The following is a 16,365-nucleotide window of genomic DNA, read 5'->3' as shown; positions in this document are numbered from 1 at the left end:
TCACTTGATTTCTGCGTATTTCACCATCGCCTTCTCGAATTTCCGCTTGAACGGCCACATCGCGCCGAGAATCTCGCGGAAGCTGGCCGAGCTTCGAGCCCGGTCTGTCTTGCCGAACGCGAAGATGCTGTTGTTGCGCAGGTGCTTCATGATAGTGGGATTGGACACTCTGTAGTTCAGCAGGTCGCCCGAGCTCAGCGCGGAGCGCGTCGGTGTCGGGACGATCTGGATCAGCTCGAACAGCTTCATCTGGTCGATCGGGTCCGGCAGGGTCTTCACGATTGTGGGGATCTCGCGGAACAGATCGGCGTGCGCGTTCATCAGGCCGTCGCGCACATTTGTCCAGTGATTGAAGCGGCGGTCGGTGCCGCGGGAGCGGGCTTCCTCCTTGTCGTCCCGGGCGCTTAATGCCGGATCGAGCGTCGCGATCGTGCCCTTGATGGCAGCCCATTTGCGCTGGCCGTTGCGGTCCTCCGAGGGGCCCGTCTGAAAGCTGCCCATATAGGTGTTCGAGCGCGCATTGCGGACGTTCTGCTTGCCGTTGGTCTCGGCATAGAACAGCCCCAGGCTGATGCGGCCCGCGGCTTCGGCGTCCTTGGATGCAAGTCCCTTGGCGCGCGCAATCGCGGTGCCGAGATCGATGACGTCCTTGAACGGCGTTGCCGAATTCTGAGCGTCCGCGGGCGGCGCCTCCATGATGTCGAAGATGTCAGCATATTCGTCGACCAGCGGCTCGATTGCGGCATCGAAATATGCAGGAGGAATCCCGAACTTGTTTGGCTTGCCGATCCGCGACGGCATGGCGTCGGTGAGATTCTTGTAGGTGCTGATCACAGCGACGCGGGCGAGGTATAAGGCCTGGCCCGGCAGGTTCGGCAGCGGCTGCCTGGTTTCGATCTGGCGGCGCCGTTCGGCGAGGATCGATTTGAAATCGGCAAGCGCCCGATCATAGGCGGCTTGCGCGTCCGCTTGCGTTGACGTCAGCGGTTGCGCCCGGCTCGCGGCGGGCGTTGTGAGCAGTAGTAGCCCAAGCACCGCCGCGGCGGCCGCGGCCCGGCATCGTTGTCCCATGGCGAGTTCCCGTGTCTCCCGGAGATTCGTCGTCATGGGATCGTAAACGTCAGCCGCACCGCCTGGCGAGGTTCAAATCGGGTGCTCCGGTCTCATCCCACTGCTCGGTACTCCGGCGCCGTCGCCAGGAACTTGGCATAGGCATCCGCGTCCGGCGGCAGGAAGCGTCCCCCGAGCCCGGCGCGCTTTTGCTGCTTCGTGCCGATGTCGGCCATCAGCTCGTCGAAATGACGATAGTGATACGGCGCGACGCACAAGCCGCCATAGACGCCCGCGGCCGGCCGCTCGACGCGCTTGAAGTGCAGCATCATCTCGATGTTATCGTGCATCTGCTGCGCCGTCGGTTGGTTTTTGAGTTGCCCGTCGGCATAGCGGACCAGCCAGTTGGCCGCGAGATCGGCGCAGAGCACGGTGCAGAACGACGAGTTGAAACCGACGAAGCCGAGGTCGGGCAGGTCAGGATTGGCGATCAGGCGATAGAGCCGGTACTGCCCGTCCGCATCGACCAGCTTTTGTTGATAGGCCTCGGGGAGAAACGGCACGCCGAGCTTGTAGCCGATCGCAAGCACCGCGACGTCGGCGCCGACATGCTCGCCGCCGCTCATCACGATCGTGTCGCCTTCATAATGATCGAACGTGCCGAACACCGCCTTGATGCGGCCGTCGGCGACCATCGGATAGAAGCCCGGCGTTGCGATCGGCACCGAGCAATTGATGCCGTCCTCGATCCGCTCGTTCGGGACCATCCTGCACTTGTTGAGCTTGAGCTGCGCCTTCAAGAGGCTCTCCAGCCCGCGCCAGTTCGCCCAGGCCAGCGGCGCGGTGATGCGGTGCGCGAGCCGCGTCAGAGCGCTCGCACCCCAGCCCTGAAACATCTCTTCCTGCGCGCGGATGTAGAGGATCCGCTTGAAGTTGACGAGCCCGCCGATGAAATAGGGGATACGCCACACCGGCTCGCGCATCACGATGGTGACCTCGCGCGCGCCCGACTTCACCGCGTTCACGGCAATATCGGTCGCCGATTTCGATCCGCCGAGCACGACGACGCGGCGGCCCTTCGCCAGCGTGGGATCGCCGTATTTCGACGAATGCAGGACCTGTCCACCCTGCGCCAGGAAACTTTCTTCGCCGCGGCAATGCAGCTCGCGCGGCTCGTTGAACTGTCCGATGCAGACCGCGACGAAATCGAAATCCTCGTTGGTGCTCGCGCCGTCCCTGGTCGTCAGCGTCAGCGTCCAGCCCGGCTTGCCGTCGGCGCGCCGCGCCATGCCCACGACCGAAGTGTTGAAGCGCAGCATGTGGTCGAGACCGAAGCTCCTGGCGTAATCGGCGAGATAGGCATGGACCTGCGGCCCCGTCGGCCATTCCGGATAGGCGTCCGGCATGGCGCGATCGGTGTAGCGGTAGAGGTCCTTCGGGCTCTGGGTCTGGACGTCGGGATAGGAACGTGCCGGCTCCCAGACGCCGCCGAGATCGGCGCTGCGCTCGACGATGGTGACGCGGTGGCCACGGGCGGAGAATGCTTTTGCCGTGGCGAGGCCGGAGACGCCGGCGCCGATCACGCAGACATGTTTTTGGCTGACCATGGGAGGGCTCGCAATCAATCTGTTTCGCGCGCAAGCGGCCTGGTTCGGCCGCAAGGAACGGCCGGCCGAGCTGCAAGCAGATGAAAGGGACGAGGAGGCGTGCCGCTTAGTCGTTGGCCTCGGGCGGCAGGAAGTCGACCTCATGCAACGCCGAGATGCGCACGACTTCGGCCGGGTCGGTCAGATTGTGGAGCTGGTTGAACAGCGCCTCCAGCTTCTGCATCGGCGAGACCCAGAACAGCGCGCGGCACGGCTTGTCGGATTTGTTGAAATAGCCGTGCGGAATGCCGCGCGGCATCCGCACGAGATCGCCGGCATGCGCCTTGACCCAGACGCCGTCGAGCTTGAGGTCGAGCGTGCCTTCCTGCACCAGGATGAATTCGTCCTGCGTCGGATGGATATGCACCGGCACGAACTGGCCGGGATCGCTGTTGGTCTCGAACGCGAAGGTGGACTCGGTGACGGCCTTGGGGAAATAGACTTGGCCCAGGATGTTCCAGCTCTTGCCGCCATAGCCCGTGCCGTTTGCAGTAATGCCCTTTTCGAGTGCAGTCATGGCTTGCTCCCTGATGGATTCCGGCAGGGACGGAGCTTCGGCCAGCCATGGCCTCCTGTCTATCCGCTAAACGAATCCGGTAAGGCTGCTGCTATGCAGCACGACGATTTCGAGAAACGGCTCTTTTCGCCTCCGGGCAACTATTATAAGCTTAAAGCAATTCCGTGACGCCATGCGTGGTCGATGATGTCCGCAGCCGTGCAGGAAATGAGCGCAAGGGTGTCCGAAGCCGAACGGCTTGCAGCCTTTGCCCGCGTCACCACCGATGATGTCGATGAAGCGGCCGAGCAGATCGGGCGTATCTTCTGTCCGCATGATCTCAAGCCGGCACGGCTCCGTGCGGCCGGGTTCTCCGCACGGCACAATTGCGCTGATTTCGACGGCTTTTCGATCAACTACGTTGCCTATGGCGGATCGGTGAGCATCGATCCCGGCTGCCTCGATCGCTTCTTCCTGGTGCAGATCCCGCTCTCGGGCACAGCTCACATTCACGCCGGCGCCGGCGAATTCGATGCTGCCCCTGGCCGGATCGCCTCGCTGCTGTCGCCGACCATCCCGACCCGGATGATGTGGAGCGATTGTGCGCAGGCGATCCTGCTGCTCGATCGCCGCATGGTCGAGCAGCGTGCCGCGGCGCTGTCCGGCGCGGCGGCCGGCGCGGTCGAGTTCGATCCTGTGGTCGACCTGAACACGTCGTCGGGCCAGGCCTTGCGAACCAGTCTTGCCGAGTTGATGACGCTCGCCGAACGGCTCGGACCGTCCGGCCTGATGTCGCCCGTCACGATGGCTGATTGGCGCGAGGTGCTGTTCGATCGTCTGCTCAACGGCCTGCGGCATGACCGGTCGGATGCGATCAGGACGTTTTCGGGGCAAGCCGAGCGTTTGCCGCGCGCACTCCGCGCCGCGCGCGATCATCTCGCCGACAATGCCGGCGAGCCGCTCGACCTGGTGCAGCTTGCCTGCGCGGCCGGGATCGGCATCCGCGCGCTCCAGCTCGGTTTCCGCCGTCACTTCGGGCTGTCGATCTCGCAGATGCTGCTCGACATGCGCCTTGCCGGTCTGCACGCCCGGCTCGCGCAGGCGTCACCCGACGTGTCGATCACCGACATTGCCTTCGATCTCGGCTTTACCCATCTCGGCCGCATGGCCGGCGCCTATCGCGCAAAGTTCGGCGAGACGCCGTCGGCGACGTTGCGGCGGCGGATGAGCTAGAGCATGATGAGACTAGGTTTCATTTGCCGCGACAAGAAAGGTGCGCTCCCTCCCCCGCCTGCGGGGGAGGGTTGGGGAGAGGGTTTCTCCGCAACGGGACACTCCCCAAGAGGAGAGAACCCTCACCCGGCGCGTTGCGCCGACCTCTCCCGCGAGCGGCAGAGGTGCACCGAGCCCGCGGCGGCTTGATTCAACCCAATCTCATCGCGCTCTAGGTCATGTTCACGATCGCGAGCCGCGGTCTTCGGCGGCCTGCCTGCGCAGAAAACCCTCGAGATCGGCCTGCACCGAATAAGGCGTCGGGATGGCGTCGCCCACTGCGTCGACGGCAGTGTCGAGCGAGCGGCGCAGCATGCGTGCCAGTTCAGCCTTGCGATAGGGTTTCGTCAGAAGCGGCGCTCCCATGGTGACGCCTGCCTGCGCATGCTGGGAGTCGTGGGCATAGCCCGACGTGAACAGCACGCGAAGCGAAGGACGTGCGGCCACCATCTGGTCGGCGAGCTCGCGCCCGTTGATGCTTCCGGCCATCACGATGTCGGTGAAGAGCAGGTCGAACGGCGTGCCGGCGGCCGCAATCGCCAGCGCTTCGGCCGCGTTGGCGGCAGGGAGGACCTTGTAGCCCAGGCTCTCCAGCTGGACGGTGACGTATTGGCGGACGTCGCGGTCGTCCTCGACGCAGAGGATGGTCTCGGTCCCTCCCACGATCTTGCGCGCATCATAACTTGCGGGGCGAAGCGCGCTGGTCTCGGCCTTCGGCAGATAGATCGTGAAGACCGTGCCGTGGCCTTCCTCGGATCTGACCTTGATGCCGCCGCCGGATTGCTTGACGAAGCCGAACACCATGCTGAGCCCGAGGCCGGTGCCCTTGCCGACCTCCTTGGTCGAGAAGAACGGATCGAAGATGCGTTCGAGGAGCGCCTGCGGAATGCCGGTGCCGGTGTCTGCGATCTCGACTTCGACATAGTCGCCAGCATAGCCGGCGCCGACCGCAAAGGCTTCGCGCACGCCGAACACCACGTTGCGTGTCGTCAACGTCAAGCGACCGCCGTCCGGCATCGCGTCGCGGGCGTTGATCGCGAGGTTGAGCAGCGCCGAGGAAAGCTGTCCGCGGTCGGCGAACGCCAGCCAGATGCTGCGGTCGAACTTCCTGACGATCTCGATCTTCTTGTCGAAGGTCGCCAGCAGCAGTTTCGCGAGCTCTTCGAGCAAATCGTTGACGTCGATCTCGGCCGGTTGCAGCGCCTGCTTGCGCGCAAAGGACAGCAGGCTCGAGGTCAGGGCCGCGCCGCGATCGGCGGCCTCGCTGATCAGCTTGGTGATGGTGGCGAGCGGCGGATTGTCCTTCACGGCCTCGGCGAGGATCTCGATCGTGCCCGTGATCACCGTGAGCATGTTGTTGAATTCATGCGCGATGCCGCCGGTGAGCTGGCCGATGGCATCCATCTTCTGGGCCTGGATCAACTGTTCTTCGGCCGCGCGCTTCTGCGTCAGATCCTTGACGAAGACATTGATGATGGTGCGGCCGCCGGCGTGGAGCGCCGTGCTCGATGCCTCGACCAGCATCGCATCGCCGTTCCGGTGCACAAGGCTCGCCTCGAAACGGATGCCGATCGGCGTATCGGATAATTCCGGCAACATCCGCATCATGCGTTGCCTGAAGCCTGATCGCAGCGGTTCGGCGACCAGCAGCTCGACGACGTCCGCGCCGATCGCCTCCTGCCGCGACCATCCGGTCAGAGCCTCGGCCTGCACGCTCCACTCCAGCACGATGCCGGCAGCGTCGGTCTGAATGAACGCGTCGAGTGCGGTCCTGATGACGGCTTGCGTCATCTGGGCACTGTCAGCGCGCGCCTGCGCCTGCTCGGCCAGTTGTCCGGCAACGTGCTTGTCTTGGGACGTTGCGATTCTGTCTGCGCAAAACCGCGCGAGCAGCACCGCAGCGGCGGCGCTTGTCAGCAAGGCGACGATTTGGGCAATGCCGAACCCGGGTCCGGCCACGACATGGGAGACGAGGAGGGCCGCAGCCGTCACGACGGCTTGCGCAGCCATCGCGCGTGTCAGAAACCCCCTGAGTTTCATGGTCTGATCACACCCACGACGTTAGCCGCGAACCCCAGGGACCTCCATTGGACTTCCAGGTCCGCCCGGTCGAATGAGTCCGGCTCCCTGTGAGCTACAGACTCCCTGCGGCGCCGTCGAGGGCAATTTCCGGCGGTATCGAGACGCGTGCGTGCCGGGTGCTCAACCAGCAGGCGAATCGGTCTGGCGCAGTGTCGTGACCCAGATCACGCGCGCGGTCTGCTGGGTCGGGTTGTCGAACATGTGCGGCACGATGCTCGGGAAGCGGAAGCTGTCGCCTGCTTCGAGCACATGAGCCTGGTTGTCCAGCCACAGCCGCAGGCTGCCGGAGAGGATATAGCCGGCCTTCTCGCCGGTATGTTGCAGGAAGTCGGTGCCTGAGGAGGCACCCGGATTGAGCGTGAGCTCATAGAGCTCGAGCTGGCCCTTGCCCTCCGGGGTCAGCGCTTCCTTGACGACGCCGCTGGCGGTGAGACGCAGCAGGCGCCGGTTGTTCTTGCGGACGATATAGCGCTGCACGTCGCCGGGATCGCTGCTCTCGAAGAAATAGGAGATCGGCACCTCTAGCGCGATGCTGAGCAGCCGCAGCGTGCGAATCGAGGGCATCGCGCGCGCGCGTTCGAGCTGGCTGATCATGCCGGTCGAGAGGCCGGTCTTGTTAGCGACGTCCTGGATCGACAGACCGGCCCGCTGACGCAGCAAGCGCACGGTTTCGCCGAGGCGCTGGTCCACGGCATCGTCAGTCTCGATCGCCGGGACGTCCTTCGAAGCGTTCGTGTCGCCGCGACCATCCATGTCGCTCTCCCATGCATCGTCCGAAGCACCGGGGCGCATCGGTCCGCGGCTTCAGCCGGAGTGAAAAGGTCGCGCATACTAGCAATGCGATTGACAGCTGTATTTAGTCGTGATGAAATTTTGTTTGAAAAATTTAGAAGCACTAAAGCCCACTCCTGTCTCTTTGCCGGGGGTTCGGGGGCGCGGGAGACGGTGCCGCGTGCGGGAACGGAGACTGGTCATGGCAGACAGCACCGGCAAGCTCGGCGTCGGGAGACTGCATCACCTCGGCATTCCGACGCGCCGTCAATTCTTCCAGCTTGGCGCAGGTGCGGCGGCGTTGACCCTCCCAGGCAACGCCTTTGCGCAGACCGAGCGCCCGGGCAATCCGCCTGACAAGCCGCGTGGCCAGGTGATCGCGGCGCTGTCGCAGGAGCCGACCGTGTTTCATCCGCTGATGCCCGGCATCGAGGTCGATCAGGGTGTCTGGTGGCAGGTGTTCTCGCTGCTCTGGTTCATCGATCCCGAGGGCAATTTCGTTCCGGACCTGGCGCGCGAAGTCCCGACCATCGAGAATGGCGGATTGTCGGCCGACGGCCTGACCTGGAAGATCAAGCTGCGCAGCGACGTAAAGTGGCACGACGGCACGCCGTTCACGGCCGACGACGTCAAGTTCTCGCTCGAGCTGATCAACGATCCCAATTTCCGTGCGCGCAGCCGCGTCGGCCACAGCCTCGTCAAGGACATCAAGGTCGTCGCGCCGGACGAGATCCACTGGCGCATGGAAGCGCCCTATTCGCCCTACATGTCGATCCTGGGCTCGCTGACTTTCATCGTGCCCAAGCACATCCTGGAGAAAGTCTCCGATCCCAACGCCTCGCCGTTCCACAACGCGCCGGTCGGCACCGGGCCGTTCCGCTGGGGCGAGCGCGTGCCCGGCGATCATATCCTGCTGAATGCCTACACGGGGTATCACGGCGAGGGGCCTTACGTCGAACGCGTGGTCTTCAAATACATCCCCGACCTCACCGTGCTCTACACCCAGTTCCGCACCGGACAGGTCGACTACACCGGGCTGCAAGGCATCCTGCCGAACTTCGTGCAGGAGGCGAAGACGCTGAAGGGCCGCAAGATTGTCGTCTCCTCGACCTCCTCGGTGGAGCACATTGCGCCCAATCTCGAGTTCGGTCCTTTCGCCGACCGTGCCGTGCGCGAGGCGCTCTATTACGCCATCAACAAGCAGGCGATCATCGACGCGCTCTATTATGGTCTGCCGACGCAGACCGAGACGTTCGTGCCGCAGCAGGCCTGGTCGTTCCAGCAAGGGTTGCCGCAGCACAAATACGATCCCGCCAAGGCCAATACGCTGCTTGATGCCGCGGGGTGGGTCCGCGGCTCCGGTGGCGTGCGCGAGAAGAACGGTGTGAAGCTCGAATTCACCAATTCGACGACGGCGGGCAGCGCCGTGCGCGAGCAGTGCCAGCAGCTCCTGATCCAGGACTGGCGGGCCATTGGCGCTGCGATGCGCGTCAACAACATGCCGGCGGCCGTAATCTGGGGCGACTTCTGGCAGCAATCGAAGTTCAATTCGGTCATCGTCGGCGTGAACTTCATGCTGGGCAGCGACCCTGATGTGACGCCGCGGTTCGGCTCCGGCGCGATTCCCGCCAAGGGCGGCCGTGGCTACAACACCTATCAATACCAGAGCGCGGAGGCCGATCGGCTGCTCGCGCAAGGCGCCAAGCAGTTCGATCTCGCGCAGCGCAAAACCACTTACGGCGAGCTGCAGAAGCTGATCCGCAACGACCTCGCGATCCTGCCGCTGTTCCAGGGCTTCATCGCCGAAGGCGTGAAGGAGGGGCTGCAGGGCTTCCGTCCCAACATCAACACCTCGATCAACAGCTGGAACATGCGCGAATGGTACTGGGCCTGATCAGGATCGTCTGAGATGGCCCGTTACGTCCTCAATCGCCTGGCGCAGGCGGTCATGCTGCTGGTGATCTTCTCGGCGATCGGCTTTGCCATCCTGCATCTGGCGCCGGGTGGTCCGCTCTCGCAATTTGCCGCGTCCGCTCAGATGACGCAGGAGGACCTTGACCGCGTCACCAGGCAGCTCGGCCTCGATCGCCCGCTGCCGATCCAGTATCTCGACTGGTTCGGCCGCATGTTGAAAGGCGATTGGGGCAAGTCCTATCGCGACGGCGAGGCGGTGCTGTCGGTGATCTCCTCGCATCTCGGCGCGACGCTGGAGTTGATGACGACCGCGACCATCATCGCCGTGCTGCTCGGCTGCTGGATCGGCATCTCTGGCGCGCTGCGACGATACTCGCTGTTTGACTCGCTCGCCACCGTCGGCGCCATGATCGCGCTGTCGATCCCGACCTTCTGGTTCGGTCTGGTCACGATCTACGTGTTCTCGGTGAAGCTGGGCTGGCTGCCGGCCGGCAACCGCGAGACCGTCGGCGACGGCTCCTTGCCCGACCTGCTGCATCATCTGATTGCGCCGGCCATGGTGCTGGCGCTGGTCGAGACCGCGATGTGGGGGCGTTTCATGCGGTCCTCCATGCTCGAGGTCATCAACCAGGATTACATCCGCACCGCGCGCGCCAAGGGTATCCCGGAATGGCGCATTCTCACCGTGCACGCGCTGCGCAATGCGCTGCTGCCGATGATCACGGTGGCCGGTCTTCAATTCCCCACACTGCTCGGCGGCGCGCTCGTGGCGGAGACCGTGTTCACCTGGCCCGGCATGGGCCGGCTGTTCCTCGATTCGATCGGCTACCGCGACTATCCCGTGGTGATGGGGATCCTGATGTTCTCGGCAATGATGGTGCTGATCGGCTCGCTGCTTGCCGACATGCTCTACGCCGTCGTCGATCCGCGCATCCGAGTGGGCTAGGCGATGGCGACCGCAGTCTTGTCCACCGCTCAACCCCCGCCCGGCCAGGCCGCATGGCGGCGCTTCCGCCGGCATCGCCTGGCGCTCGCCGGTGCCGTCATCATTCTGGTGCTGGTGCTCGGCTCCGTCTTCGGTCCCTATCTACTGCCGTTCGACGACACCTATATCGACATCATGAAGCGGTTCGCGCCGCCGCTCTCGGGTGCGCACATCCTCGGCACCGACGAGCTCGGCCGCGACGTGCTGGCACGCCTGATGATGGGCGCACGCATCTCGCTGTCGATCGGCTTCGTCGCGATGGTGATCGCGATGGCGGTCGGCATCGTCGTCGGCGCCTTCGCCGGATTCTATGGCGGCGTGGTCGGGGCGGTGTTGATGCGGCTGGTCGACGCGGTGCTGTGCTTTCCGACCATCTTTCTGCTGCTGGCGCTGGCCGCGCTAACCGAGCCCGGCTTCGTCACCACCACCGTGCTGATCGCAGCGACCGCCTGGATGTGGGTGGCCCGAGTCGTCGAGGCCCAGGTGCGCTCGCTGCGGGAACGCGAGTTCGCGGTGGCCGCGCTCGCCTTCGGCTCGTCGAATCTGCGGATCATGTTCCGCGAGCTCGTGCCCAACGCGATTGCGCCGATCGTGGTGGCCGCGACGCTCAACGTCGCCAAGGCCATCCTGCTGGAATCCTATCTCAGCTATCTCGGCTACGGCATCCAGCCGCCGGCCGCGAGCCTAGGCAACATGCTCAACAATGCGCAGATCTATCTCACCAGCGCGCCGTGGCTCGCGATCGCGCCGGGCCTCGTCATCACCCTCGCGGTGACCAGCTTCAACTTCCTCGGTGACGGCCTGCGCGATGCGCTCGATCCGCGAATGAACGTCTCATGACCAAAAGACTCGAACCAATCTTCAGGAGTGCATCATGTCCCCGCCGCTCAACCGTATAAACAGCGACGAGCGCCTGCCGGCCCAGGCGGATGTCGTCGTCATCGGCGGCGGCGTCATCGGCGTCTCCGCCGCCTATCACCTCGCCAAGAAGGGCCTCTCCGTCGCGCTGGTCGAGAAGGGCCATGTCGGCGGCGAACAGTCGAGCCGCAATTGGGGCTGGTGCCGCCAGCAGGGACGCGCGCGTGAAGAAATCCCGCTCGCCCGAGAAGCGCTACGCTTGTGGGAGGACATGCAGAACGACGCCGGCGTCGATGCCGGCTTCCGCCGCACCGGCGTGCTGTTCCTGACCAAGAGCAAGGACGAGCTTGCAAGCTGGGAACGCTGGGCTGCGGTCGCGCGCGAGATGCAGGTGCACTCGACCGTCCTCACGCCGGCCGAGGTCGCCGAGCGCATGCCGGGGAATACCGATCAATGGGTCGGCGGCCTGCACACCCCGAGCGATGGCCGCGCCGAGCCGTCGATGGCGGTGCCTGCGCTGGCGACCGCCGCGCGAAAGCACGGTGTCACCATCCACCAGGGCTGCGCCGCGCGCGGGCTGGAGACTTCAGGCGGAAAGGTCAGCGCTGTCGTCACCGAAAAGGGCGCCATCCGCACCCAAGCGGTGCTGCTGTCGGGCGGCGCCTGGTCGTCGCTGTTCTGCCGCCGCCACGGCATCGAGCTGCCGATCGGACTCGTCAATGCCACGGCGTGCCGGACCACGCCGGGACCCGAGATCACCTCCGGCGCGCTGGGCACCGACTTCTACTGTATCCGCCGCCGCCTCGATGGCGGCTTCACGCTGGCGCTGCGCAATCGCGGCACGGTGGAGCTGTCCCCGGATCTGCTGCGCTACGCCTGGACCTTCTGGCCGACATATCTGCATCGCAAGAACGGATTGAAGATGTCGTTCGGCAAGTCGTTCTTCGACCAGCTCATGCGCGGCACCAGCTGGAGCTTTGACAAGCCGTCGCCGTTCGAGACCGAGCGCGTGCGCGATCCTGCGCCCGACATGTCCCTGGTCAACGCGGCGCTGGCCTCATTGATCAAGGCGAACCCTGAGCTGAAGGATATCGAGATCGCGGAAGCCTGGGGCGGCACCATCGATTGCACGCCCGATACGATTCCCGTGATCTCGCCGGTCGACGCGCTACCAGGCTTCTTCCTCGCCACGGGCTTCTCCGGCCATGGTTTCGGCATCGGGCCCGCCGCCGGCAAGCTCGCTGCCGACATCGTCACCGGCGCGACGCCGCTGGTCGATCCCGCCGCCTACAGCCACAAGCGCATGATCGATGGCCGTCGGCTGGCGCCGGTCAGCCCGTTCTGAGGGCCGCATGACGGTCCTCTACAAGGCCAACATGGTGCGCGGCGCCGAGTGGGCGCGCTTCTTTGCGGAGCGCGCGCCTGATGTGCCATTCCGGCTTTGGCCCGACATCGGCAATGCCACCGACGTTCGTTATCTCGTGGCCTGGGTGCCGCCTGACGATATCGCGATGACCTTTCCCAACCTCGAACTCGTCTTCTCAGTCGGCGCCGGCGTCGACCAGTTCGACGCGACGAAACTCCCTCCGCACATTCCACTGGTGCGCATGCTGGAGCCCGGCATCGCCGAGACCATGGTCGAATACGTCACCCTTGCTGTGCTGGCCTTGCACCGTGACCTCCTGCACTTCATCAACCAGCAGAAGGAGCAGGTCTGGCGCGAGATCCGGATCACGCCGGCTAGGCGTCGGCGGGTCGGCGTGATGGGGCTCGGCCAGCTCGGCCAAGCCGTGCTCGAACGGCTCAAAGCGTTCGGCTTTCCACTCTCGGGGTGGAATCGCTCGCTACGCGAGATTGCGGGCGTGGCTTGCTACGCGGGCGCGGGCACCTTGCCGGAGTTTCTCGCACATGCCGATATCCTCGTCTGCCTGTTGCCCCTGACCGACGAGACCCGCGGCATTCTCAACGCCGATCTGTTCGCGCGCCTGCCGCGCGGCGCAGGGCTCGTCAATGTCGGGCGCGGTCCGCATCTCATTGAGGCCGACTTCCTCGCGGCGCTCGACAGCGGCGCGCTGTCGGGGGCCGTCCTCGATGTTGCCGATCCCGAGCCGCTGCCGGCGGCCCATCCGTTCTGGAGCCATCCGCGCATCCTGCTGACGCCGCACAATGCCAGCATGACCTCGCCGGATACGGCCGTCGATTTCGTGCTCGACGTCATCGCCCGCCACCGGCGGGGCGAAGCGCTGCCGGGATTGGTCGATCGCGGCCGTGGTTACTAGGACATTCGCATGAGCATGAGCGCAAGCGGAGCCGACCACGTGATCGCCGAAGCGCGGTCGTCCGTGCTGTCCGTCTCCGGCCTCACCACCTCCTTCATGCTCGAGCGACGATGGATTCCCGTCGTCCGCAATGTCTCCTTCGACATCGCGCCGCGGGAAACCGTGGCGATCGTCGGGGAGTCCGGCTCGGGCAAGAGCGTCACCGCCCTGTCGATCATGCGGCTCATTCCCAGGGAGATCGGCCGCGTCGAGGGGCGCGTCATGCTCGCCGGCCGTGATCTGCTGGCGCTGCCCGAACCGAGTATGAAGGACATCCGCGGCAACGATGTCGCGATGATCTTCCAGGAGCCGATGACGAGCCTCAATCCCGTGCTCACCATCGGTTTCCAGATCGCCGAAGCATTGATCCAGCATCGCGGCCTGTCGCGTGCGGCGGCGGAGGCCGAGACCATCCGTCTGCTCGACCGGGTCCGCATCCCCGCGGCGAAGTCACGCTTCCACGAGCATCCGCATCGCTTCTCCGGCGGCATGCGCCAGCGCGTGATGATTGCGATGGCGCTGGCCTGCAAGCCAAAACTCCTGATCGCGGACGAGCCGACCACCGCGCTCGACGTCACCATCCAGGCCCAGATTCTGGAGCTCCTCAAGGAGCTTCAGCAGGAGGAGGGGATGGCGATCCTCTTCATCACCCACGACATGGGCGTGGTCGCCGAGATCGCGGACCGCACCGTCGTCATGTATGGCGGCCAGGCGGTGGAAACGGATGCGACCGCGCGCATCTTCGCCGCGCCCTCGCATCCCTACACCCGCGCACTGCTGTCCGCCGTGCCGCGGCTCGGCTCGATGGAGGGACGCGCGCGACCGATGCGTTTCCCGATCGTCGACAAGGTGGCGGGCACCTCGGACGAGCCGGCGGAGACGCCCGATACGGTCTCGATCGCCGAGCGGCCGCTGCTGGAGGTGTCAAATCTCACCACGCGCTTTCCGATCCGCTCGGGCCTGTTCGGCAAGGTCTCGGGCCGCATCCATGCGGTCGAGAACGTCTCCTTCACCTTGCGCGCCGGCGAGACCCTGGCGCTGGTCGGCGAGTCCGGCTGCGGCAAGTCGACCACCGGCCGCTCGATCCTCAAGCTGACCGAGCCGGATAGCGGCACCGTTCTGATCGACGGCCAGGACGTGCTCGCCATGAACGGCCGCGCCTTGCGCGACTTCCGCAAGCACATGCAGATCGTGTTTCAGGATCCCTTCGCGAGCCTCAATCCGCGCATGTCGGTGGGCACGGCGATCGCCGCGCCCTTGCTTGCCAACGGGCTCGCCACTGCGTCCCAAGCGCGCGACAAAGTCGCCGATCTGCTGGTGCGCGTCGGCCTCGCCGCCGACATGGCGGCGCGCTTCCCGCACGAATTCTCCGGCGGCCAGCGTCAGCGCATCTGCATCGCGCGCGCGCTCGCGCTCGGACCAAAACTGATCGTCGCCGACGAGGCCGTCTCCGCGCTCGACGTCTCGGTGAAGGCGCAGGTCGTCAACCTGATGCTCGATCTCCAGGCCAGCATGGGCCTCGCCTATCTCTTCATTTCCCACGACATCGCGGTGGTCGAGCGGATGAGCCATCGCGTCGCCGTGATGTATCTTGGCGAGATCGTCGAGATCGGCCCGCGCGCGGCCTTGTTCGGCAATCCCCAGCACCCCTATACGAAGAAGCTGATGGAAGCCGTGCCGGTGCCCGATCCTGCACGCCGCGGCACCAGGCGCAAAGCGGCGAACGACGAGATCAGGAGCCCGGTGCGCGCGACGGATTACCAGCCGCCGGTGCGGCAATATCGCGAGGTCTCGCCCGGCCATGTCGTGCAGGTCTGGGGCGAGGAGTGGTCGGCCTGAGGCGCCGTCACGAATTCACGTGCACGAAATCCCGCAGCAGCGGATAGATCTCGTTGTTCCAGCGTTTGCCGGAGAATACGCCGTAATGGCCGACGCCGGCCTGCATGTGATGGACGCGGCGATAGGCGCGCACGCTGGTGCAGAGGTCTTGCGCCGCCAGCGTCTGGCCGATCGAGCAGATGTCGTCCTTCTCGCCCTCGACCGTCATCAGGCCCATGCGGCTGACGGCCCTGGTGTCGACCGGGCGGCCGCGATGCATCAGCTTGCCCTGCGGGAGCAGGTGCTCCTGGAAAACATCGCGCACGGTCTCGATGTAGAACTCGGCCGGCAGGTCCATCACCGCAAAGTACTCGTCGTAGAAGGTCTTGATCGTCGCCGCCTTCTCCGTCTCGCCCTTGGCGATGTGGTTGGCGAGATCCATGTGCTGCTTGATGTGGCGCTCGAGATTCATCGAGACGAAGGCGGTGAGCTGCACGAAGCCGGGATAGACCTTCCGGAATGCGCCGCGGCACTGCACCGGCACGTAGTTGATCAGGTTGCGCTCGAACCATTCGATCGGCTTGCTCTTGGCGAACTCGTTGACCTTGGTCGGCTGGATCCGCGTGTCGATGGGACCCGCCATCAGCGTCAGCGTCGCCGGGCGAGAGGGATGATTGCCCTCGCACATGATCGCCGCGGCCGCGAGCGCAGAGACGGACGGCTGGCAGATCGCCACCATATGCGGGCGCGGTCCGAGCTGGCCAAGGAAGTCGATCAGGTGTTCAGTGTAATCGTCGAGCCCGAAGCGGCCTTCGCTGCGCGGAATGTCGCGCGGATTGTGCCAGTCGGTGATGTAGACGTCGTGATCCTGCAGCAGCGTCTTGACGGTGCCGCGCAACAGCGTGGCAAAATGGCCCGACATCGGCGCCACCAGCAGCATGCGCGGCTGCTCGCTCACGCCGTGTTTCCTGAAGTGCAGCAGCGAGCCGAAGGGCGTTGCGTAGGCGATCTCCTCGGTGACGCCGACCTCGCGATTTCCGACCATCACGCTGTCGATGCCGTAGGCCGGGCGGTCATAGGTCAGGGTGGAGCGCGAGATCAGCTCCAGCGCCGCCGACAGCCGGCCGACGACCTGGTCCGACATCCCCTGCGGCA

The 16,365-nt window shown here is 65.1% G+C and carries 13 protein-coding genes; 7 read left to right on the top strand and 6 right to left on the bottom strand.

The features are described 5' to 3' along the window. From IF809_RS33545 to IF809_RS33535, 3 genes are all read right to left on the bottom strand, one after another. On the bottom strand, window positions 1-1,071 hold the full coding sequence (locus tag IF809_RS33545) for a hypothetical protein (RefSeq protein ID WP_462839688.1): 1,071 nt from the start codon (window positions 1,069-1,071) through the stop codon (window positions 1-3). Between the two features lie 92 nt (window positions 1,072-1,163). Beyond that, the gene (locus IF809_RS33540) at window positions 1,164-2,657 is read right to left on the bottom strand and encodes a flavin-containing monooxygenase (protein WP_462839687.1); all 1,494 of its coding nucleotides are present in this window, start codon (window positions 2,655-2,657) and stop codon (window positions 1,164-1,166) included. 106 nt (window positions 2,658-2,763) lie between these two features. Beyond that, a complete protein-coding gene (locus tag IF809_RS33535; RefSeq protein WP_453982321.1) occupies window positions 2,764-3,213 on the bottom strand; it encodes a cupin domain-containing protein in 450 nt (149 codons plus the stop codon). A gap of 186 nt (window positions 3,214-3,399) precedes the next feature. Here IF809_RS33535 and IF809_RS33530 point away from each other — a divergent pair, with 186 nt between their 5' ends. Then, entirely contained in the window at window positions 3,400-4,425 is a 1,026-nt protein-coding gene (locus IF809_RS33530) for an AraC family transcriptional regulator (protein ID WP_462839696.1), read from the top strand. A gap of 222 nt (window positions 4,426-4,647) precedes the next feature. Here IF809_RS33530 and IF809_RS33525 read toward each other — a convergent pair whose 3' ends face one another. Continuing rightward, window positions 4,648-6,504, bottom strand: coding sequence for an ATP-binding protein (locus tag IF809_RS33525; protein WP_453982322.1), 1,857 nt, complete (start codon window positions 6,502-6,504; stop codon window positions 4,648-4,650). Between the two features lie 162 nt (window positions 6,505-6,666). After that, window positions 6,667-7,299 carry a cupin domain-containing protein gene (locus IF809_RS33520; RefSeq protein WP_462839686.1) on the bottom strand — a complete coding sequence of 211 codons (633 nt, stop codon included), beginning with the start codon at window positions 7,297-7,299 and terminating at the stop codon, window positions 6,667-6,669. Between the two features lie 220 nt (window positions 7,300-7,519). Between IF809_RS33520 and IF809_RS33515 the strand changes: the two genes are divergently transcribed. From IF809_RS33515 to IF809_RS33490, 6 genes are read left to right on the top strand one after another with little or no spacing between them, the layout of a single operon-like run. Beyond that, entirely contained in the window at window positions 7,520-9,211 is a 1,692-nt protein-coding gene (locus IF809_RS33515; RefSeq protein ID WP_462839685.1) for a peptide ABC transporter substrate-binding protein, read from the top strand. Window positions 9,212-9,226: 15 nt separating this feature from the next. Further along, complete coding sequence (locus IF809_RS33510) at window positions 9,227-10,177, top strand: ABC transporter permease (protein ID WP_462839684.1); 951 nt, start codon at window positions 9,227-9,229, stop codon at window positions 10,175-10,177. A 3-nt stretch (window positions 10,178-10,180) separates the two neighbouring features. Beyond that, complete coding sequence (locus IF809_RS33505) at window positions 10,181-11,056, top strand: ABC transporter permease (protein WP_462839683.1); 876 nt, start codon at window positions 10,181-10,183, stop codon at window positions 11,054-11,056. A 34-nt stretch (window positions 11,057-11,090) separates the two neighbouring features. Then, window positions 11,091-12,419: an NAD(P)/FAD-dependent oxidoreductase gene (locus tag IF809_RS33500; protein WP_453995852.1), complete on the top strand. Its 1,329-nt coding sequence runs from the start codon at window positions 11,091-11,093 to the stop codon at window positions 12,417-12,419. 7 nt (window positions 12,420-12,426) lie between these two features. Further along, entirely contained in the window at window positions 12,427-13,353 is a 927-nt protein-coding gene (locus IF809_RS33495; protein ID WP_462839682.1) for a 2-hydroxyacid dehydrogenase, read from the top strand. Window positions 13,354-13,362: 9 nt separating this feature from the next. Then, on the top strand, window positions 13,363-15,231 hold the full coding sequence (locus IF809_RS33490) for an ABC transporter ATP-binding protein (protein ID WP_462839681.1): 1,869 nt from the start codon (window positions 13,363-13,365) through the stop codon (window positions 15,229-15,231). A gap of 7 nt (window positions 15,232-15,238) precedes the next feature. Here IF809_RS33490 and IF809_RS33485 read toward each other — a convergent pair. Further along, on the bottom strand, window positions 15,239-16,365 hold a 1,127-nt coding region (locus tag IF809_RS33485; protein WP_462839680.1), incomplete at its 5' end, for a polyhydroxyalkanoate depolymerase.

The organism is Bradyrhizobium sp. UFLA06-24 (assembly GCF_054967145.1).
Note: the sequence above shows the minus strand (reverse complement) of the source record. Positions and strands in the feature narration are given on the sequence as shown.